Consider the following 19,876-nt stretch of genomic DNA (forward strand, 5'->3'; position numbering starts at 1 on the left):
GCGCTCTCCCAGCTGAGCTATAGCCCCGTCGGTCAGGACGGGGCGCATGTTAAGAGGCCCGGCCTCCCCTGTCAACACCAATCAGAAAAAAACCTGCTAGTAACAGACACTTAAGCCGGAAAAGGGTCAGATCGCCCGCGCCAGGGCCGCACGCTGGGCGCGGGCCGCCAGCAGGTAGGTGAACTTGCCATCGCTGGCGGAGAGCTTGCGCAGGACCTTCTTGTCCAGGGCGCGGTAGCCGCCCATCTCCAGCGCCGTACGCCCCGAGCTGCCGATCAGCATGCCGGGATTGGCTACCATCAGCCGAGCAGCCTGCTCCACGGCCTTGGCGCAGCTCTTGCGATCATTCAGGTCATAGCCTTGCAAGGGCAGCAGCATGCGCAGCCATTCGGCCCAGTAGAATTCAAGGAATTCCGAGGGCAGTACCCGGCCATCCGGCGTACGCGGCTTGTCGTAGCCGATCTGGCGAGTGAAATACACCAGGGCGCGGTAGGGATCGTCGGCCATGGCGGTGAGCCCCAGGGATTCAGGCAACTGTTCGGGCAGGATCGGACGCCCCTGGGGATCCTTGAGCCAGGCCTTGCGCTCGTCGAGCAGGCGAATCCAGAACTCGGCCATGCTCGCCGCGCCGCTGAAATCGTCGGTGACCCTGACCCACACCGAGGTCTCGGCGCCACCGCCGGGGTGTTCCCAGAAGGCGGAAAAGGTGTGGTGACCATCGGTGAGGTAGAGCTGCTGTCCTGGGCCGATGACCACGGTCTTCATTTCGTCTGGATAAGTGCCGGGTGGCTCGACGCCCAGGGCGTCGCCAGCCGAGCGCAGACTGGTGCTCGGCTGAAAACCGCCACTCAGATGCTGGCCGTTGGCTTCGCAGTAGTCGTCGAACAGCTTGCGTCGGTCGCAGGCGTACTTGCCAAGCTTGTACAGCACCTGGTCATGGCCGATCGCGGGCTGGGTGGGGCGCAGCTGGCGCAATTGCACCCGGAGCAGGCTTCCTGGCGACACGGGGTCTTCCTTTCTCGAGAGGTCTTCCCAGGTCCGACAACGGTCCTCCCGGGAAGACTCCTGCCGTCGATCAGACCTTGCGCAGGACCACGCTGCCGATGGAGTAACCGGCGCCGAAGGAGCTGAGCACCCCCAGACTGCCACTGACCAGATCCTCGTGGTGCAGATGCAGGGCGATGACCGAGCCGGCAGAGCTGGTGTTGCCGTAGGTATCCAGGATGACCGGCGCCTCGCCAGGCTCGGGTTCGCGCCCCAGCAGGCGCTTGACGATGAGGTGGTTCATCGCCAGGTTGGCCTGGTGCAGCCAGAAGCGCGAGACCCGCTCGACGGGGATATCCAGCTCGGCGAGGTGATTGGCGATCAGTTCGGCCACCAGCGGGCAGACCTCCTTGAACACCTTGCGCCCTTCCTGGACGAACAGCTTGTCCAGGTGGGTCATGCCCTCCTCCGCCGCGCGGTTGAGGAAGCCGAAGTTGTTGCGGATGTTATTGGAGAACTGGGTGAACAGCCGGGTGCCGAGGATTTCGTAGCGGTGAGCCGAGGTCGCCTGGTCGGCGCGTTCCACCACCAGGGCGGTGGCGGCATCGCCGAAGATGAAGTGGCTGTCGCGGTCGCGGAAGTTCAGGTGCCCGGTGCAGATCTCCGGATCTATCACCAGCAGTGCCCGCGCCTGGCCCAGTTGCACGGCGTTGGCCGCCGTCTGCAGGCCGAAGGTGGCCGAGGAGCAGGCGACGTTCATGTCGAAGCCGTAGCCCTGGATGCCCAACGCGGCCTGGACCTCGATGGCCACTGCCGGATAGGGCCGCTGCAGGTTGGAGCAGGCGACGATGACACCGTCGATGTCGGCGGCGGTCCGCCCTGCCCGTTCCAGCGCCTCGCGCGCCGCGGCGACGCCCATCTCGCAGAGGATCGAGGGCTCGTCGTTGGAACGCTCGGGAATGCGCGGCACCATGCGCGCCGGATCGAGGATACCGGCCTTGTCGACCACATGGCGGCTGCGGATGCCGGAGGCCTTCTCGATGAAGGCGGCGCTGGATTCCGGCTGGGGCGCCAGACTGCCTTGGGCGATGGCGTCGGCATGCTCGGCATTCCACTGGCCAGCCCACTGGTTGAAGGACGCAACCAGCTCGTCGTTGGAAATGCTTTCGGGCGGCGTATAGAGCCCACTACCGCTGATGACCGCGTGCTGCACGGCTATTCCTCTTGTTGTCAGGATGAAGCCGTGCCAGTTTGCCGCAAATCCAGGGTGGACGCCCGTGCAATCTCAACGCCGATTGGCGGCCTCGGCGGCGCGCAGGACGTCGCTGCCTACTTCGCTTTCGTACCTCTTGAGCAACGGCGCCACGGCCGTGCGCCAGGCTTCCCGCTCGGCAGGCGTCGGCACCAGGATCCTGCTGGTATTGGCCGCGACCACCCGTTCGCGCGCCTTGGCGTTGATGGCTTCGGCATCGCGGTTCACCGACTGGGTCACTTCGTCGAGGATGGCCTCCAGCTCGCTGCGGATCTGGAACGGCAGGCCATTCCAGAAGGTGGTGTTGGTGATGAGCATATAGGTGAGGAAGCTGTGGTTGTCCTCGACGATATAGGGCTGCACGCTGTTGATCTTCTGTCCCAGCAGGTTCGACCAGGGATTCTCCGCTCCCTGCACCTTGCCGGTCCGGAGGGCGTCGTAGACCTGGGCGAACGGCAGCTTGACCGCCTCGGCACCCAGTTGCTGGTAGTAGGCGGCCAGCACCTCGGAGGATTCGACGCGGAAGGTCAGCCCCTTGAGATCGGCGGGAGTGTGGATTTCCCGCGTGGCCGAGAGCTGGCGGCCGCCGTTGTTCCAGTAGCCTAATCCGGTGATGTTGTGGCTGACCAGGCTGCCCAGCAGTTCGCGGCTCTTGTCGCGGCGCTGGAAGCGCTTGACCGCCTCGATGTTGTCGAACAGGAAGGGCAGATCGTAGACCCTGAGTGGTTTGGCCAGGGCGTTGAGCTTGGAAACCGAGGGTGCCAGCAGTTGGACCTTGTTGCTGCGCAGGGCTTCCAGTTCGTCGGCGTCGCCCACCAGGCTGGAATTGGGATAGACCTCCACCTTGACCTGGCCGGCCAGTCGCTCCTGCACCAGCTTCTGGAATTGCAGGGCACCACGGCCCTTGGGCGTATCGTCCGTCACCACATGGGCGAACTTGATGACGATCGGCTCGGCCACAGCGAAGGGCATGGCCAAGGCGATAAGCGAGCCGGCCAGGGTGGCGAAGAAGGTCTTGATCATGGAATTCCCTGCGTTGAACGATCCATCGGATCGCCTGCGCGACCCCGGTCACGCTGCGTGCGCGACGCGGTTACCTTAGCAGTCGCGAGGTGAATGGCTGGTCAGCACAGGGAGATGGCACGACGAATGTGCAAGAAAGTAGGATCAGGGGTAGGACCAGCGCCGTCGAAACGGCGCCAGGAAATCATCAAGGCGAAATGGGATCGCTTGCAGGAAAGGTTTCCTCGACGGATTCGTCGAGCTGCTCTTCGCTTACCTCGTCTTCATCGTCGGCGACGGGCGGATCGTTCGGCTGCTGTTGGGCATGGACGGCGTTCATGGCAAATCTCCAGACGCGGAAAGAGAAGGACTACAGGGCCGAAAGGGTTCGGCCCTGTACGTTAGTCATGGCGATGCAGGCGGACGTTCAGCTCGTCGACGATCGGTGCCCAATCGGCATCTTCCATGATCTCGTCCTTGAGGAACGCCTTTTGCGACGGTGACCAGAAATCGGCTTCCGAGACCTTCACCTCGTCGGGCAGCGGGGAATGGCTGGCGATGAAAGCATCGATGGCAGCCGGATCGGAATCCAGGCCCAGTTGCTCGAAAAGGGTCGTCAGATCGTGAACGGGAAGTTCCATAGGGGTCTCCAGGCAGGTATCGGTCGGTAACGGCAAGCATCTAGAAAGACGCCAGCCTTGAGGGGTTCCCTGGCCTTAATAAATCCTTCAGCGTCGGGCCTTAAGGTACGCCCACGTTTCGCCAACCAGGGCCTTCGCCATGTCGCTTCCCGTCTCTGCCATTCACTTCACCGCCGCACCGCGCCGCATTCTCGTCACCGGTGCCACCGGCTTTCTCGGCGGCGCCGTTACCCTGCGCCTGCTGGAGCTGGGACATGTCGAGGGGCTACAGTTCCTGGTCCGGGCGGCCACCCCGGCGGAAGGTCTGGAGCGGCTGCTGCAGAATCTGCGCGTCCATGACGTCGACGAGCGCCTGGCGGCGCGGCTCAAACCCGAGCAGATCCTCTGCGGTGATCTGCTGGACACCCATTGGATCGAGGCCGCCAAACCACAACTGCTGGCGCTGGACGAGGTCATCAACTGTGCGGCGGTGGCCTCCTTCTCGCGCAATCCGAAGATCTGGCCGGTCAATGTCGAGGGCACCTTCGCCCTGGCCGAGGCCTGCGCCCAGTCCCGGCGGCTGAAACGCTTCCTGCACGTCAGCACCGCCATGGCCTGCGGCCCGCAGCGCCAGTCACCGGTCGCCGAGACCTGGGACTTCCCCGAACCCGAACAGCAGCTGGTGGACTACACCGCCTCCAAGGCCGCCATCGAACTCAAGCTGCGTAACGAATTGCCGCTGCTGCCGCTGGTGGTGGCGCGTCCTTCCATCGTCGTGGGTCACCGTCGCTCGGGCTGCAAGGCCTCGGGCAGCATCTTCTGGGTGTTCCGCATGGGCTTCGCGCTGGAGCGCTTCACCTGCGGTCTGGATGAGCAGATCGATGTCATTCCGGTGGACTACTGCGCCGAAGCCCTGGTGGAGCTGGCGCTCAAGCCCAAGCTGAACTACAGCCTTTACCACATCTCGGCGGGCAATGCGGGCGCCTGCACCTTCGGCGAAATCGACGAGGCCTATGCCGGCGCCATGGGCGACGCCCCGGTGGGCGAGCGCTATCGCCAGGTGGACAGCGCCGATCTCAAGGCACTCGCCGCCGACTTCAACGAACGCATCGGCCCGGCCAATCCGCGCCTGGTGCTGCGGGCGTTGAAGCTGTACGGCGGCTTCGCCGATCTGAATTATCTGTTCGACAATCAGCGGCTGCTCGACGAAGGCATCGCCGCCCCACCGCGCTTCACTGATTATCTGGATGTCTGCGTGCATTCCTCGCGGGACATCAGCATACCCGCGCAGATGCAGTGGGACTTCAAGTAAGGCCTACCCCGGTCCTGGCAATCGCTAGGGCCGGGCCTTGCTCAGACGGGGTCCTTTTCCGGCGAATTCAGCCGCGAATCCCGCACGATCTCGCTGACCGAAGCATAACCCCCGCGGGCATCGCGCAGCATGGTGCGCAGGTTGCCTTCGATGGTGTTGCAGATGGTACCCATGGTGATCTGGTGACGACTGCGCTGGAAGGGATTCTGCAGATCGGTGCCGACCTTTTCCATGGCCAGGAAGATGAAGCCCACCACGGTGGAGGCCAGCGGCGTGTACCACTCCAGGCTTTCCACCAGGCCGATGGGCATCAGCACGCAGAACAGGAAGATGAACAGCCGCGGAAAATTCACATAGGGATAGGGCAAGGGGGTATTGGCGATGCGCTCCATGCCGCCCTGCCAGTTGGACATATCGACGAAGGTGGCTTCCAGGCGCTCCAGACGGATGCTGTCCAGGCGACCGGCGCGGTATTCCAGGGCGATCAGGCTGGAGGAGCCGCTGAGGATGGCGTTGGCGAAGTTGTTGGTCTCCTTGCGCATCGCCCACTCCTCCTTGCCCAGGTAGGTGCGCACCTCCTTGGGCAACGAATCGCCGCTGAGCTGGCAGGCCAGGCAGCGGACATAGGCGAGGTGACGCTCGATGAGCACCGTCTTGATCGCGTTGAAATGTTCGTCGCCGTCGTCGATGAGCGTCAGCGCTTGGCGGGCGAAGCTACGCGAGCTATTGACCATGCCGCCCCAGAGGGTGCGCGCCTCCCACCAGCGCTGGTAGGCACTGGTATTGCGAAAGCTGGTCAGCACGATCAGCGCCGAGCCGATCAGGGTCAGTGGAATGTTGGGCAGCTGCGCCCGATTGTCGACGAAAATCATGTAGTCGACGGTAACGGCGATGTCCCACAGCAGCAGCCAGAACACCGACCAGCCAACGTAGGTGAAGGTTTGCCGAAGGAAGGTCATTTTGCTGGTGAAAAAACCCAAGGTGATAGTCCTTAGCGCGAGAAAGGAGGGATGCAGCCATAGGAACCTGGGGTCGAAAACAGGTTCAAGGCAAGCCTCTAGAGCGCGGATCGCCGCCCATTTCACGTAATAGGCCCGGGACAATTGCGTTTCCAGATATGAAGAGGCCCGCTGCGCAGGCCGTTACCTCGCCAAGGCAGCAGCGCCTGGCTGGTTGCCACGTCACGGAGGATATCGACCCGTTCAGCGAACATCCGCGCCCAGGTGCGGTCCGACGGACACCACGCCCTTCCGGAGCACTGCCATGACCGCCACCCCGCGCGTTCGTCTGGATGTCTGGAGCGACTACGTCTGCCCCTTCTGCTACCTGGAGCTGCCCCAGCTGGCGCGCCTGCAGGAGGAATTCGGCGATCAACTGGCCATCGAGTGGCATGCCTTCGAATTGCGCCCCGAACCCACGCCCACCCTGGATCCCGCCGGGGATTATCTGCGCCGGACCTGGGACCGGGCGGTCTATCCCATGGCGGCGGAATACGGCATGGTGCTGCGGCTACCACCGGTCCAGCCGCGCAGCCGTCTGGCCCTGGAAGCAGCGGAATTCGCCCGCGACCACGACCGCTTCGACGCCTTCCATACGGCGGTCTTCCAGGCCTTCTTCGAAGAGGGGCGCGATATCGGCGAGCGGGAGGTGCTGATCGATCTGGCGCGCCGCAGCGGTCTCGATGGCGAAGCCTTGCAGGCCAGCCTGGCGCGCGGTGACCACACCGACGTGGTGCTGCACGCCGAGGATCGCGCCGAAGCCCTGGGCATCACGGCCGTACCGACGCTGCTGCTGCGTTCCGCGCAGGCGCCCATCGAACAGGCGCGGGCTCTGGATGGAGCGGTACCCTTCGCCCAGTTGGCGGCAGCCGTCCGGGCGCAGCTGGACGCGATCCAAGCCTAGCGCTGGGCGGCCGGCGTCAACTCGGGGAACAGCACCTCGGTAAAGCCGAAGCGGGCGAAGTCCTGAATCCGCGAGGGATAGAGCCGACCGATCAGGTGATCGTACTCGTGCAGCACCACCCGCGCATGGAAGCCTTCGGCCTGCTGGTCCACCAGGTTGCCCGCGCCATCCACGCCTCGATAACGGATTCGCCGCGGCCGCGGTACCTCGCCGCGCAGCCCGGGGATCGACAGGCAGCCTTCCCAGCCCAGTTCTTCGCTGGCATCAAGGACCTCAATGCGCGGATTGATCAGTACCTGCAGCGGTACCGGCGGCGCCTCGGGATAGCGGGCATTGCGCTCGAAGCCAAAGACCATCAGCTGCAGGTCCTCACCGATCTGCGGGGCGGCAAGACCCACGCCACCCGCGGCGGCCATGGTATCGAACATGTCCTGGATCAACGCCTGCAGCTCCGCCGAGCCGAGGCGCTCGGCGGCTATCGGCGGCGCCACCCGCAGCAGCCGGGGATCACCCATCTTCAAAATGTCGCGAATCATGCGAGGATTCCTTCTTTGCCAGTCACCGGCGTTTCGCCAGGAGCTTAAACCAGATGTCCTCCCTACTGCTCGCCAGCGCCCTCGGTCTCGGCCTGAGCGCTCCCCTCGTCCAGGCCGAGGAAGCCGCCCTCGCCGCGCGGCTGGATCCGATCCTGGAGCGCGCCATCGCCCAACAGCGCATCGTCGGTACCGTGGTCATGGTCGCCCGTCAGGGCCGGGTGGTGTATCACCGCGCGGCGGGATTCGCCGATCGGGACGCGCAGCGGCCGATGCAGGAAGACCAGCTGTTTCGCTTTGCCTCCCTGACCAAACCGCTGGTGGCGGTGACGGCGCTGCGCCTGGCGGATCAGGGGCGCCTGGATCTGCAGGCGCCGGTCAGTCGCTACCTGCCCTACTTCACCCCGCACCTGGCCGATGGCACTCCAGCCGTGCCCACGCTGGCCCAGCTCCTCAGCCACACCGCGGGCCTGCGCTACGGCTTCGGCGAAGACCAGGACGGTCCCTATCACCGCGCCGGGGTATCCGACGGCCTGGATGGCGCCCCCCTGACTCTGGAAGAAAACCTGCGGCGCCTCGCCGGCGTACCGTTGGACTTCAAGCCAGGTACCCAGTGGCGCTACTCCCTCGGGCTGGATGTCCTGGGCGGCGTGCTGGAAGCCGCGACCGGCCTGCCCTTGCCTCAGGTCGTCCAGCAGCAGGTGGCGGCACCGCTCGACCTGCACGACCTGAGCTTTCACGTCAGCGAGCCCAGCCGCCTGGCCACGGCCTATCGCGACGGCTATCCACGCCCGGAGCCCATGAGCGAGCCCTATCTGCTGCCCCTGCCCAAGGGCGGCATCCTCTATTCCCCGGCGCGGGCACTTTCGGCCACGGCCTTTCCCTCGGGCGGCGGCGGCATGCAGGGCAGTGCGGGAGACTACCTGGCCTTTCTGGAGGCGCTGCGCCAGGGCCGGCTGCTCACCCCGACCAGCCAGCGTCTGTTCATGGAAGACCAGATCCCCGGGCTGCAACGCGACGACGCGCCAGGCTGGGGCTTCAGCCTGGGCGCGGCGGTGCTGCGCGATGCCCGGCTGGCGAAGACGCCGCAGACGCCCGGTACCCTGCAATGGGGCGGGGTCTACGGCAACGCCTGGTTCATCGATCCGGCGCGCGAGCTGAGCGTGGTGATCCTCACCAACACGGCGATCGCCGGCATGAGTGGCCCCTTTCCCGACGCCATCCGCGATGCCCTCTACCGGGACTGATCGCTCAGCTGGACCGGCCAGGAGCGGTCGAGCGGTGAGGCAGTGGCAGCGGCCTGTCCTCGCCGCGAGAAAGCTGTGCCTGGATGACGGGAAAGGGCAATTCCAGCACGGCGCAACACAGCCTCAGCAGCTCCAGTTCGCGGATTCGTACGGCTTGATCCGCCTCCACCAAGCGGATCAAGCCTTCCAGTACCAGGGTCCGCGCCTCGACGCCCAACCGGCCTAGGCCCATCAGAGCCACTTCGAGCGCGGGTAGCCAGGCCAGTGGCGGCTGGTAGGCACAGTGCAGTCCGGGAAAGGTGGTTGCCACGGCCAGGAGGAAGGCGCGCCGCGCCGCCAGGACGCTCTCATGGGTCTGCTCGGCAGCGACCGCGTAGAGGGTGAGCACCGCCGTCCGCTCCTGGGCCAGGGTACGCCGCCCTGCAGGCTGTTGGCGTCCGGGCGCCAGGCTGCCGATCAGCTGGCGCTGGATGATCCGGGCGAGGCAATAGCGGGACAGATCCAGCTCCGCGGATCGCAGCTGCGTCTTGAGCGCGACCAGCAAGGCACGCAAGGCAGGCCGGGGCAACTGCCGGATGGCCGGAAAGGTCAGCTGGGCCAGCGGCAGGTGCAGCGCCGTGTCCAGGCTATCCACCCAGCGTCGCCCCTCCCCTGCAGCAGTCGGCGCGGAGGCACCGGCCAGGGCCAGCAGCACCTCGGCGGCCTGTTGCGGGTCTTGCAGGAAGAGGTACAGCGCTGGCGGGATGTCCGCCAGGCGCTCGTCGGCCAACGCGGGCGGGGCTGTTGGTTGACTCGCGGTCGGTTGTGCCGGCGCGGGTGGCGGACTGCCGGCGACATAGGCCACGCCCGTGGGCAGCAGCGCCTCCGCCCGCAGGCGCTCCAGCTGCCATTCGTCGAACCCCGGTTCGAGTTGCTGGATGCGTTCCAGGACCGGTGGATGGGTGGCGAACCAGGACGCGCCGGAGTCGCCCAGCACCATGTGGGCGACGCTGCGCGCCCGGCGATGATAGAGCCGCCCCTGCAGCGGATGGGCGGCGATCTTTTTCAAGGCATCGGCCAGCCCCTGGGGATGGCGGGTGAACTGCACGGCGGAGGCATCCGCCAGGCGCTCGCGCGAGCGCGTCGCCGCGGCCTGGATCAGATTGGCGAAGAACAATCCGCAGCCGCCGATCGACAGCAGCACGGTGCCCAGCAACCAGCCGAGCAGATGGTTGCCGTCGACCCGGGTGGTGGTCGAGGTGCGATCGGAAAACAGCTCCTGTCCCAGGTCGGCGATCAGGCTGATGCCATGCAGCCAGCCCAGCAGGCGCAGATTCAGGCGCATGTCGCCATTGAGCAGATGACTGAATTCATGGGCGACCACGCCCTGCAACTCGTCCCTGTTCAGCTGCTGCAGGGCGCCGCGGGTCAGGCACAGGCTCGCATCGGCCGGTCCATAGCCACTGATGAAGGCATTGATGGCCGGTTCGTCCGGCAGCAGATACAGCCGCGGCAACGGTACGCCGGCGGCCAGCGCCATCTCCGCCACCACGTTGTGCAACTGGCGGGTCCGGGGATCGGCCTGATCGTCCAGCGGCACCGCGCCCAAGCGCCTGACTACCTCTTCTCCACCCTGACGGGCGAGTTGCCGGACGTTCCAGAAGGACGCTCCGGTGATGACGCCGACAAAGACCAATCCGCTCTTGACCAGCGTTGGCCCGCGTCCGCCCAGGTAGTCGACCACCTCCCGCGGCAAGAACACCAGGGCCAGTCCGGCACTGGCCAGCGCCATGAGCAGCACCACCAGAGCCAGCAAGGCGAGACACAGCCGGGTGCGCCGACGCGCCGCGGCCTGGTCGTCGAGAAAGCGCACGAACTCAGCTCAGGCTGATTCGCGGCACCTGGCGCGCGGCCCCATCCGGCAGCGCCAAGGGCTGCGCCAGGCGAAAGCCGAAGCGGCTGGCGAGCAGCGATCCGGGAAAGGTCTCGCAGCGATTGTTGTAGTCCATCACCGCATCGTTATGGGCCTGACGCGCGTAGGCCAGCCGATTTTCCGTGGAGCTCAGCTCTTCCATCAACTGGATCACCGTCTCGTTGGCCTTGAGCTCCGGATAGGCTTCGCTCACGGCGAACAGCCGCCCGAGAGCGATGCCGAGCCCCTGCTCGCCCTGCTCCAGGGCATGCAGCGCGACGGGATCCTCCGGCCGGGTCTTGGCCTGATGCAGACCGGATTGCGCCTGCTGGCGCGCCACCATCACCGCCTGCAAGGTCTCGCGCTCGTGCTGCAGATAGCCCTTCACCGCCTCCACCAGATTGGGGATGAGGTCGTGTCGGCGAGTGAGCTGGACATCGATCTGAGCGAAGGCATTGCGATAGGCATTACGCGCCGTGACCAGGGCGTTGTAGAGGCTGATCGCGAACAGGCCGATGGCGACCAGGGCAGCCAGCAGGAGCAGCAATTTCATCGAATCGTCCTTGAAGGTGGTGAGAGTGCCAGTCTAGGAGCAAGCCGCGCCGATCGCTGTTCAGCGCGACGGATGCGGCGGTTGAGGGGATGGCTGGTGGAGCATGGGCCGACCATCGCTGCTCAGGGCGAGGATGGCGCGCCCGTGTCGGTCGGCTGCCGTGGCGCCGAATCTCCCTTGCGGCTGTGCTGCACCTCCACCAGCAGGGCGTCACGCTCCTGGCGCATCTGGGCGAGACTGGTCTGAGCTCGGGTCAGCTCTTCCTGCAGCCGCTGGGCCTGGGCCTCGGAGGCGCGCAAATCCCGATTCTGCGCGCGCAGCCCGGTCACCACCTTGTGCGCCCGGGTGAGCCGCATGACCATGTTGTCCACCTTGAGCTCCAGGGCTTCGCGGTGGGACAGCAGCTCCTCGACGTAGGGGTCGTCGCTCTTTTTCCATTCGGGGTAGTTTTCGTCGTACACCTCTTCCGGTCCCTCGTCGAAGAGGTCGACGTTGCGGTTCACCGCCGGGCCGGGGCTGACGGGAAGAGGTGGCGGCTGGGTATCGGCAGGCGGATTGGCCACCGCCTCGGGGAGGGCCGGCGCCTGCGCCTCGCCGGCCTCCTCGCCCTTGGCCGCGGCGTCGCCGGCGAAGTAGCGCTGCCACAGGAGAAACACCACCAGGGCGATCAGCAGGATGTTGCACAGGGTTATCAGGACGAATCCCCAATCCATCAGCTGTGCATGACTCATCTGCCGCTCCGCTCTCTTCCGGTGATAGGGCCTGGGTGCCAAGCGAGGCCGCACGCCTACCCTGTCGGCGGCGGCGCCTCTCTGCAGCTGATTTGAATACAGTTGTCAGCCTAAAGCATTTTCATCAGCCAGGCGGCGCCCGAGTGGGGACGAGTTGTCAGGCACGAGGATGTGCGAGATTTTTCAGCGGGCGGCAGAGGCGCTACAGGCTAGGGCCGCGCGGGAAAATCTGGGCAAAAAAAAGCCCGACGCTGGGCGTCAGGCTTGGCGGCGGGCGATGTTGGGCTTCGCGGGGCTCAACCCAACCTACGGGACGAGGTAGGTTGGGTTGAGACGGCTTTATCGTCGAAGCCCAACAAGCAGCCCAGTCGGCTCTCCTACGCCAGGCTCTTGCTCACCACCTCGTAGACGTCGCTGGACAGCTCGCCGCTGGCCAGGATCCGCTCCAGCTCGGCGCGCATCAGCGCCTGGCGCGCGGGACCGTACTTCTTCCAGCGGGTCAGGGGCGTCAGCAGGCGCGAGGCGATCTGCGGATTGAGCCGATTGAGGGTGATGATCTGATCGGCCAGGAAGCGGTAGCCGCTGCCGTCCTCGGCATGGAAGTTGACCAGATTGCTGTTGGCGAAGGCGCCGATCAGCGCCCGCACCTTGTTGGGGTTTTTCAGGGTGAAGACCGGGTTTTCCATGAGTGCCTGGACGCGGGCCAGGCCGCCCGGCAAGGGGCTGGACGCCTGGACGCTGAGCCAGGTGTCCATCACTAGCGGATCGGCCTTGAACTCCTCGAAGAAACGCGCCAGTACCTCCGCCTTTTCCTGCTCGAAACCGGAGTTGACCAGGGCGCTCAGCGCAGCCAGGCGCTCGGTCATGTTGTCGGCGTGCTCGAATTGCTCCAGAGCGGCGTCGCGCGCCTCCGGCTCTTCCAGCAGCATGAGGTAGCCCAGCGCAGCATTCTGCAGGCTGCGACGCGCGATATGGTCGGCGCTGGCCTGGTAGGGCGTGGCGCGCGATTCCTCCCGAGCGCTGCGATAACGCTGCCAGAGCACGTCGCGCAGGGCCTCGGCGATGGTCCGGCGGGCCTGGCGACGGGCACCGTGGATGGCACCGGGATCAGCCTGCTCGGACAGCTCCACCAGATAGGCCTCGGACGGCAGCGACAGCATCTCGGCGACCATGGCCGGATCGAGGGACTCATCCGCCGCCACGGTGCGCAGGGCCTCTACCAGCCGGGTGTCCAGCGGCTGGCCGGCGATCATCTCCTGCAGCACCTGCACCGCCAGTTGCTGACCGGCGTCCCAGCGATTGAAGCCGTCGCTGTCATGTTGCATGAGGAAGGTCAGCTGCTCACGGCTATAGGGGAAGCTGAGCTTGACCGGGGCGGAGAAGCCGCGCAGCAGCGAAGGCAGCGGGCGCTCGGGCACATCGACGAAGGTGAAGGTCTGCTCGGCCTGGGTGACCGACAGCACCCGGTCGGTACCCTGGGCAGCGGCTTCGCCCTCCAGGCGCAGGGGCAGCTCGCGGCCCTGGCCATCCAGCAGGCCCAACTGGACCGGGATGACGAAGGGCTCCTTGGTCGGCTGGCCTGGGGTGGGTGGGCAGCTCTGGCGGAAGGTCAGGCGATAGGTCTTGGCCGCCGCATCGTACTGCTCGCTGACCGCCAGGCGCGGGGTGCCCGACTGGCTGTACCAGCGCTTGAACTGGCTGAAGTCGGCGCCGTTGGCGTCTTCCAGGGCCTTGATGAAGTCGTCGCAGGTCACCGCCTGGCCATCGTGGCGCTCGAAATAGAGATCGGTGCCCTTGCGGAAGCCGTCCGGGCCCAGCAGGGTGTGCAGCATCCGCACCACCTCGGCGCCCTTCTCGTACACCGTCAGGGTGTAGAAATTGGAGATCTCGATGAAGTGATCCGGACGCACCGGGTGGGCCATGGGGCCGGCGTCTTCGGCGAACTGGTTGGTGCGCAGGAAGGCCACGTCCTCGATGCGCTTGACCGTCGGCGAATTCATGTCGGAGCTGAAGCCGGCATCACGGAACACGGTGAAGCCTTCCTTGAGCGACAGCTGGAACCAGTCGCGGCAGGTCACGCGGTTGCCCGACCAGTTGTGGAAGTATTCGTGGGCGACGATGGCCTCGACGCGCTGGTGGGCGGCGTCGGTGGCGGTGCGCGGGCTGGCCAGCACGGCGCTGGAGTTGAAGATGTTGAGCCCCTTGTTTTCCATGGCGCCCATATTGAAATCGTTCACCGCGACGATCATGAAGATATCCAGATCGTATTCGCGGCCGTAGACCTCCTCGTCCCAGCGCATGGACTTCTTCAGGCTGTCCATGGCGTGCTGCAGCTTGCTGATGTTTTCCGGCTCGACGTAGATGCGCAGGGCCACGCCGCGGCCGCTGCCGGTACGGTAGCTGTCTTCCACGCACCAGAGATCACCGGCCACCAGGGCGAACAGATAGGCCGGCTTGGGGAAGGGATCTTCCCAGGTGGCCCAGTGCCGACCGCCTTCGGCCTCGCCGCTGGCCACCGGGTTGCCGTTGGAGAGCAGGATCGGATACCGGGCCTTGTCGGCCTCCACCGTGGTGGTGAAGACGCTCATCACGTCTGGGCGGTCCAGGTAGTAGGTGATCTTGCGGAAGCCCTCGGCCTCGCACTGGGTGCAGAACATCGTGCCGGAGACGTACAGCCCTTCCAGGGCGGTGTTGCTTTCCGGGTGGATGCGCACCGAGGTCTTGAGCACGAAGGCCTCGCCCTGCGGCTGCAGGGTCAGGCTGCCCGCCTCGACCTGGTAGTCGCCAGCGGCCAGCGCCTGATCGTCCAGCGCCACCGCCAGCAGTTCCAGCTCCTCGCCGTGCAGCACCAGCGGCGGCAGGCCGGCGCCGCGCACCGGATTACGCTGCAGCCGCAGTTCGGCGTGCACCAGGGTCTGGTCGTCGTGCAGCTCGAATCTGAGGCGGGTTTCCTCGATGAGGTACTCGGGCGCCTGGTAATCCTTGAGGTAGATGGTCTGGGGCTGGTCGGTGCGCATGGGTTTACATCCTTACTCGGAAACGGACACGGCCAGCTGATAGGCCGTGTACTTGCGAATGTTGATCACGCCGGTATCGAACATCAGGTATTGACCCTTGATGCCCAGCAGCGTGCCTTCCACCACGGGGGTCTTTTCCAGGTCATGACTGACCACCTTGGTGGGATAGACCGTGACCGGATAATGAATCTCGATAGGGGCCATGTCGACCACCGGCTGGATCGCCTGCAGGCCGAAACGGCCCTGGAGATCGTCCAGGCCCTGGGCGCAGGCGTCGAAGATGCGCTCCCGTACCGCCACCAGGTCTTCCGGCGCGGCGACGCCCTTGAGCATGGCGCGCCAGTTGGTGCGGTCGCCCACCTGGCTACGCAACACGTCCTCCACCAGGCCGGATTGCTGGCGGGTGGCGACCCGCAGGATCGGCAGCGCCTGGTAGGCGCCCTGGTCGATCCAGCGGGTGGGCAGCTGGGTGGCGCGGGTGATGCCGACCTTGAGGCCCGAGGAATTGGCCAGGTAGACTACGTGGGGCACCATGCAGTGGGCTTCGCCCCACTCCGGCTGGCGGCAGGTGCCGTGCTCGTAGTGACACTTTTCCGGACTGACGATGCAGCTGTCGCACTGGGCCAGGGCGGTGAAGCAGGGATAGCAGTAGCCCTGACTGAAGCTCTTGCGGGTCTTGCGACCGCAATGGGTGCAATGGATGGCGCCCAGGTATTCGAGGCGCACGCGGCGGCCGATCAGCGGGTTGACCGGCACCTCGCGCTCATCGAGGCGGAAGGCATAGTTGACGGGGTCGGCCAAGGTCACGGCCATCTTGCGCAGGGCGCCACGGCCCAGTTCGGTGATCACGGTGGTGTTTCTCGGTTTCTAAGAGCCCGCTTAACGTCTCGCGAGCTAGCGACAAACAAGGCGAAAAGGCCTGAGGAAGCGGAGTTTACAGATGGTAAATGAGCATTCCGAAGGCCTTTTCAACGCCGTTTGGCCGACGCACAGCAGACGTTAGGCGGGCTCTGATAAAGACGCGAGGTGCCTCTTCGTTCGAAGGGCACCTCGTCGGGTAGGGCGTAGTCGATCAGTGAATGGCGTCGGACTTGAACAGGATGTTCTCGATGGGCACCGACTTGGAGGCGCATTCCTGAGGGCCCATGTAACCGGTCCGCTGGTCTTCGGGCAAGTGCTTGGCCTCGTAGGCGATCACTGCCTGCAGACAGAGCTCGACCTGGTCACGACTGAGTTTGCGGCCATCGGGCCACTTGCCGATCTCCACGGCCAGCTTCAGGCCGTCGTAGATATCGGGGGTGATGTTTTCCAGCATCTGGGCGAAGGATGTCGACATGGGTCGCTCCGGACTCTAGTGAACCGCCAGTTTACCGGGCTGCCCGCCGCGGTGCACCTGGCCTGGCTCAATGGCGGTGATAGGGTGAGGTCTTGCGCGCGGGCAAGGAGGATCGCGGCCATGGGCCGCTCCTACGCCGCATCGGCGGACCGTCATCGCCGCAGGTTGACCCAGTCATGCGCCAGCGCTGCCCAACGTGCAACGCCGCTGAACCCTGGCACCCCACCGCCATCAGAGCAGGAGGCCTTTTCTGGAGACCCCATGCCTGCCTATCACCCTCTCATCCTCGCCGGTGTCGAACTCTGGCTGCTCGCGGAAAAGGCCATCTACTGGCCGGCGCGCCAGGCGCTGCTGGTGGCGGACATCCATTTCGGCAAGGCCGCGGCGTTTCGGGCACTGGGTCAGCCGGTACCCCACGGCACCACAGCGGGCAATATCGCGCGACTGGACAGCCTGCTGGCGCGCTACGACTGCCGCGAGATCATCTTTCTCGGTGACTTCCTGCACGCGCCGGAGTCCCGCGCGCCCCTGACCATGGACACCCTGGAGCGCTGGCGGGAACACCAGGCCCACCTGCAGCTGCTGTTGATCCGCGGCAACCACGACCGCCGCGCGGGGGATCCACCGGCCGCCCTGGGTATCGACGTGGTAGCTGAGCCGCTGGAACTGGACGGCCTGTCGCTGCAGCACGAACCCGATCCCCATCCGCGACTGCCGGTGCTGGCCGGACACATCCATCCGGCCTTTCGTCTGCACGGCCGCGGGCGTCAGGCGCTACGCCTGCCCTGCTTCTGCCTGGAAAACGATGAAGTGTTGATCCTGCCGGCCTTCGGGGACTTCACCGGCGGGCACCTGCTGGCGCCCGATCCGGCGCGACGGATCTTCGTGGTAGGGGATGGCGGTATCTGGCCCCTGCGCTAGGTTCTGTACGAAAAGTGCCTACGCTCGGTGATACTTCGTTGAAAAAGGCCTGGATCGCCAGCCCGGTCGGAATGCTCATTTACCGCTCGTGAACTCGAGCGCGAGTCCGATCCGCTTCCTCAGCCTATTTCGCCTCGCCTGACCTTCGCTCGTCGACTTTTCGTACAGAACCTAGAACCAGATACCCTGGAGATCAGCCCTCTTCGGTGATCCCGGTGATGGTGATGCCGTGCCGCTCCAACAAGGCTACGGTAGGTTCGTCGTAATCCCGCGGGACCTCGCTGTCATCGTACTCTTCCAGGGCATCGTCGCGGACGATCTGGGCGACCCGCTCCATATCCGGCTTCTGCTCGGCTTCGGTGGTGACCACCGAGGTGTTGCCGTCAACGTTGCTGTAAGCAATTTTCCACTTCGACATCTCAGGACTCCTCACACGGGAACAAGGCTATCGAGAGATTAGAGGGCGAGACGCCCAGTAATTCGCCCTAACGCGGACGAAAGACGATATCCAGCAATCCGGCCAGGGCACCATCGGCGCAATCGGCCACGGCCAGCGCCTCGCGGGCCTGCTTGAGGTGACTCTGCAACTGTCGTTGAGCATGGTCGCGGCCGAGCAGGCTGACCAGGGTGGACTTGTCGCCATCCTTGCCGGCGTCCTTGCCCAGGCCCTTGCCGTCGTCGAGATCGTCGAGCAACTGGAAGGCCAGGCCCAGCTGGCAGGCGAAGACGTGGAAGGCTTCGCGCTGCGTTGCGCTGGTGACCAGGGTGGCACCCGCCATGCCCATGGCCGCGGAGAACAGCGCTCCGGTCTTGAGCTGGTTGGTGAGGGCGATGGCATCGGCCGGACGCGTCTGGCGACCGCCGTGCAGGTCATGGTACTGGCCGCAGACCAACCCGGCCGTACCGACCGCATCGGCCAGCTGGCAGACCATCTGGGTCCGGGTTTCCGCCGGCACCCCGGCAAGGCCGGCGACCAGCCGCAGGGCATGACTGAGCAGGGCCACCGCCGCCAGCATGGCGACGTCTTCGCCGAACTCGACATGCAGGGTCGGACGGCCACGGCGCAGGCGCGCATCGTCCATGCAGGGCATGTCGTCGAGGAACAGGGAGGCCGCGTGCACCATCTCCACCGCGCAGCCCAGATCGAGCACGGCTTCGTCGGACTGACCCAGGTCCTCGGCGGCCAGGACCATCAGCAACGGACGCAGTCGCTTGCCCGGGGCCATGACCCCACTGCGGATGGCGGCGGCGACCGGATCGGTTCCGGCCGGCAATAGCTCTGCCAGACGCTCGTCGATACGGGTACGCTGCCATTGCAGCGAAGCGGCAAAATTGTCTGTCGCGTTCGGCACTAATACGGTCGCCATGAGTCGAGATACTCCATATGTGGAACCGACGAACGGTCGCACCTCGGTGGATTAGGTCTTCGCAAAGCGAACCCGTCGTCCCCTACCAGACCACAACGACCGACGAAAGGTCATTCAGGGCGGACTCTAGAAGACATGGTGGATTGGGAACTGGCAAGCCGCAAGAACGATCATCTGGACATCGTGCTGGATCCCCACAAGGCCCGCAGCGCCGTCACCACGGGCTTCGACGCCTACCGCTTCACGCACTGCGCCCTGCCCGAACTGAATCTGGACGAGATCGACCTGGGTACTCGGCTGTTCGATCGCCCCCTGGCCGCGCCCCTGCTGATCAGCTCCATGACCGGCGGGCCAGAGCGGGCCGCGCTGATCAATCGCCATCTCGCCGAAGCGGCCCAGACCCTGGGTATCGCCCTGGCGGTCGGCTCCCAGCGGATCGCCCTGCAGCAGGGTGGCGACCAGGGCCTGACCGGCGAATTGCGGCGTCTGGCGCCGGACGTGCCCCTGCTGGCCAACTTCGGTGCCGCCCAGCTGGTGGCCGGTTATGGCCTCGACGAGGCACGCCGCGCGGTGGAGATGATCGAGGCAGACGCCCTGATCGTGCATCTCAATCCCTTGCAGGAAGCCGTGCAGGCCGGTGGCGATCGGACCTGGCATGGCATCCTCGGCGCGCTGGAAAACCTGGTTACACATCTGGCCGTGCCGGTCGTCGTCAAGGAAGTCGGGGCCGGCCTTTCGGGCCGGGTCGCCCGGCAATTGCTGGAAGCAGGCGTGGCGGTGCTGGATGTCGCCGGGGCCGGTGGCACCAGCTGGGCCGCGGTCGAAGCCGAACGCGCCCGTGACGAGCAGCAGCGTGCCATCGCCCGCGCCTTCGCCGACTGGGGCATTCCCACCGCCGAGAGCCTGCGCCAGGTGCGCGCGGCCTGCCCGCAGGCGACGGTGATCGCCTCGGGCGGCATCCGCGACGGCATTGACGCCGCCAAGGCCATCCGCCTCGGCGCGGATCTGGCCGGCCAGGCCGCCGCGGCCCTGCCCGGCGCCACGGAATCCACCGAGGCGGTGATCGCGCATTTCCAGGTGGTGATCGAACAGCTGCGCATCGCCTGCTTCTGCACCGGCTCGGCCGATCTGGCCAGCTTGCGCCAGGCCGAGTTGCTGGACGCCACGCCGCTGCGGTGCCCATAGTGGCCGACACTCGACCGGACGCC

Annotated in this window: 20 protein-coding genes; 5 read left to right on the forward strand and 15 right to left on the reverse strand. The window is 65.7% G+C overall.

The annotated features are described in order from the left end of the window. Positions 1–126 precede the first annotated feature (126 nt). The 5 genes from BMZ43_RS01870 to BMZ43_RS01885 form a co-directional block, all read right to left on the reverse strand. Positions 127–1,005, reverse strand: a complete 879-nt coding sequence (locus tag BMZ43_RS01870; protein ID WP_177344760.1) for a ParB/Srx family N-terminal domain-containing protein — start codon at positions 1,003–1,005, stop codon at positions 127–129. A gap of 70 nt (positions 1,006–1,075) precedes the next feature. Further along, positions 1,076–2,197, reverse strand: coding sequence for a beta-ketoacyl-ACP synthase III (locus BMZ43_RS01875; RefSeq protein ID WP_093249334.1), 1,122 nt, complete (start codon positions 2,195–2,197; stop codon positions 1,076–1,078). Positions 2,198–2,269: 72 nt separating this feature from the next. Next, on the reverse strand, positions 2,270–3,259 hold the full coding sequence (locus tag BMZ43_RS01880) for a DctP family TRAP transporter solute-binding subunit (protein WP_017641793.1): 990 nt from the start codon (positions 3,257–3,259) through the stop codon (positions 2,270–2,272). Positions 3,260–3,446: 187 nt separating this feature from the next. Beyond that, positions 3,447–3,578 (reverse strand): hypothetical protein, encoded by a 132-nt coding sequence (locus BMZ43_RS26830; RefSeq protein WP_007162893.1) that lies wholly within the window; start codon positions 3,576–3,578, stop codon positions 3,447–3,449. Between the two features lie 61 nt (positions 3,579–3,639). Beyond that, positions 3,640–3,879, reverse strand: coding sequence for a DUF2789 domain-containing protein (locus tag BMZ43_RS01885; RefSeq protein ID WP_017641794.1), 240 nt, complete (start codon positions 3,877–3,879; stop codon positions 3,640–3,642). A 139-nt stretch (positions 3,880–4,018) separates the two neighbouring features. Here BMZ43_RS01885 and cprA point away from each other — a divergent pair, with 139 nt between their 5' ends. Beyond that, the gene (gene cprA / locus BMZ43_RS01890; RefSeq protein ID WP_093249337.1) at positions 4,019–5,170 is read left to right on the forward strand and encodes a cationic peptide resistance protein CprA; all 1,152 of its coding nucleotides are present in this window, start codon (positions 4,019–4,021) and stop codon (positions 5,168–5,170) included. 41 nt (positions 5,171–5,211) lie between these two features. Here the strand turns inward: cprA and BMZ43_RS01895 are convergent, their stop codons facing one another. Further along, positions 5,212–6,129, reverse strand: coding sequence for a bestrophin family protein (locus BMZ43_RS01895; protein WP_051226173.1), 918 nt, complete (start codon positions 6,127–6,129; stop codon positions 5,212–5,214). 304 nt (positions 6,130–6,433) lie between these two features. On the opposite strand from BMZ43_RS01895, the gene BMZ43_RS01900 reads away from it, so the two are divergent. Then, positions 6,434–7,072: a DsbA family oxidoreductase gene (locus tag BMZ43_RS01900; RefSeq protein ID WP_017641797.1), complete on the forward strand. Its 639-nt coding sequence runs from the start codon at positions 6,434–6,436 to the stop codon at positions 7,070–7,072. On the opposite strand, the gene def is transcribed toward BMZ43_RS01900, so the two are convergent. Beyond that, complete coding sequence (gene def / locus BMZ43_RS01905; protein WP_017641798.1) at positions 7,069–7,608, reverse strand: peptide deformylase; 540 nt, start codon at positions 7,606–7,608, stop codon at positions 7,069–7,071. The genes BMZ43_RS01900 and def overlap by 4 nt on opposite strands. A gap of 53 nt (positions 7,609–7,661) precedes the next feature. On the opposite strand from def, the gene BMZ43_RS01910 reads away from it, so the two are divergent. After that, positions 7,662–8,852 carry a serine hydrolase domain-containing protein gene (locus tag BMZ43_RS01910; RefSeq protein ID WP_093249342.1) on the forward strand — a complete coding sequence of 397 codons (1,191 nt, stop codon included), beginning with the start codon at positions 7,662–7,664 and terminating at the stop codon, positions 8,850–8,852. Positions 8,853–8,856: 4 nt separating this feature from the next. Here BMZ43_RS01910 and BMZ43_RS01915 read toward each other — a convergent pair whose 3' ends face one another. The 6 genes from BMZ43_RS01915 to BMZ43_RS01940 all read right to left on the reverse strand — a co-directional run bounded on the left by BMZ43_RS01915 (position 8,857) and on the right by BMZ43_RS01940 (position 16,380). Continuing rightward, the gene (locus BMZ43_RS01915) at positions 8,857–10,704 is read right to left on the reverse strand and encodes a M48 family metallopeptidase (RefSeq protein WP_093249346.1); all 1,848 of its coding nucleotides are present in this window, start codon (positions 10,702–10,704) and stop codon (positions 8,857–8,859) included. Positions 10,705–10,708: 4 nt separating this feature from the next. Next, entirely contained in the window at positions 10,709–11,296 is a 588-nt protein-coding gene (locus BMZ43_RS01920) for a LemA family protein (RefSeq protein WP_064307230.1), read from the reverse strand. Positions 11,297–11,418: 122 nt separating this feature from the next. Next, the gene (locus tag BMZ43_RS01925) at positions 11,419–12,027 is read right to left on the reverse strand and encodes a PLP-dependent aminotransferase family protein (RefSeq protein ID WP_093249349.1); all 609 of its coding nucleotides are present in this window, start codon (positions 12,025–12,027) and stop codon (positions 11,419–11,421) included. 377 nt (positions 12,028–12,404) lie between these two features. Further along, positions 12,405–15,044: an aminopeptidase N gene (gene pepN, locus BMZ43_RS01930; RefSeq protein ID WP_093249352.1), complete on the reverse strand. Its 2,640-nt coding sequence runs from the start codon at positions 15,042–15,044 to the stop codon at positions 12,405–12,407. 12 nt (positions 15,045–15,056) lie between these two features. Next, entirely contained in the window at positions 15,057–15,890 is an 834-nt protein-coding gene (locus BMZ43_RS01935; RefSeq protein WP_177344776.1) for a DUF2797 domain-containing protein, read from the reverse strand. A gap of 226 nt (positions 15,891–16,116) precedes the next feature. Continuing rightward, on the reverse strand, positions 16,117–16,380 hold the full coding sequence (locus BMZ43_RS01940) for a YeaC family protein (protein WP_059314391.1): 264 nt from the start codon (positions 16,378–16,380) through the stop codon (positions 16,117–16,119). A gap of 261 nt (positions 16,381–16,641) precedes the next feature. Between BMZ43_RS01940 and pdeM the strand changes: the two genes are divergently transcribed. Further along, positions 16,642–17,301 (forward strand): ligase-associated DNA damage response endonuclease PdeM, encoded by a 660-nt coding sequence (pdeM, locus tag BMZ43_RS01945; protein ID WP_093249356.1) that lies wholly within the window; start codon positions 16,642–16,644, stop codon positions 17,299–17,301. A gap of 193 nt (positions 17,302–17,494) precedes the next feature. On the opposite strand, the gene BMZ43_RS01950 is transcribed toward pdeM, so the two are convergent. Further along, a complete protein-coding gene (locus BMZ43_RS01950; RefSeq protein WP_017641806.1) occupies positions 17,495–17,719 on the reverse strand; it encodes a hypothetical protein in 225 nt (74 codons plus the stop codon). A 67-nt stretch (positions 17,720–17,786) separates the two neighbouring features. Further along, complete coding sequence (locus BMZ43_RS01955) at positions 17,787–18,668, reverse strand: polyprenyl synthetase family protein (protein WP_093249359.1); 882 nt, start codon at positions 18,666–18,668, stop codon at positions 17,787–17,789. Between the two features lie 135 nt (positions 18,669–18,803). Between BMZ43_RS01955 and fni the strand changes: the two genes are divergently transcribed. Then, complete coding sequence (fni, locus tag BMZ43_RS01960) at positions 18,804–19,853, forward strand: type 2 isopentenyl-diphosphate Delta-isomerase (RefSeq protein ID WP_017641808.1); 1,050 nt, start codon at positions 18,804–18,806, stop codon at positions 19,851–19,853. Positions 19,854–19,876: the final 23 nt, after the last annotated feature.

The sequence above is a fragment of the Pseudomonas sp. Snoq117.2 genome (assembly GCF_900110545.1).
GTDB classification, from domain to species: Bacteria; Pseudomonadota; Gammaproteobacteria; order Pseudomonadales; family Pseudomonadaceae; genus Chryseomonas; species Chryseomonas benzopyrenica.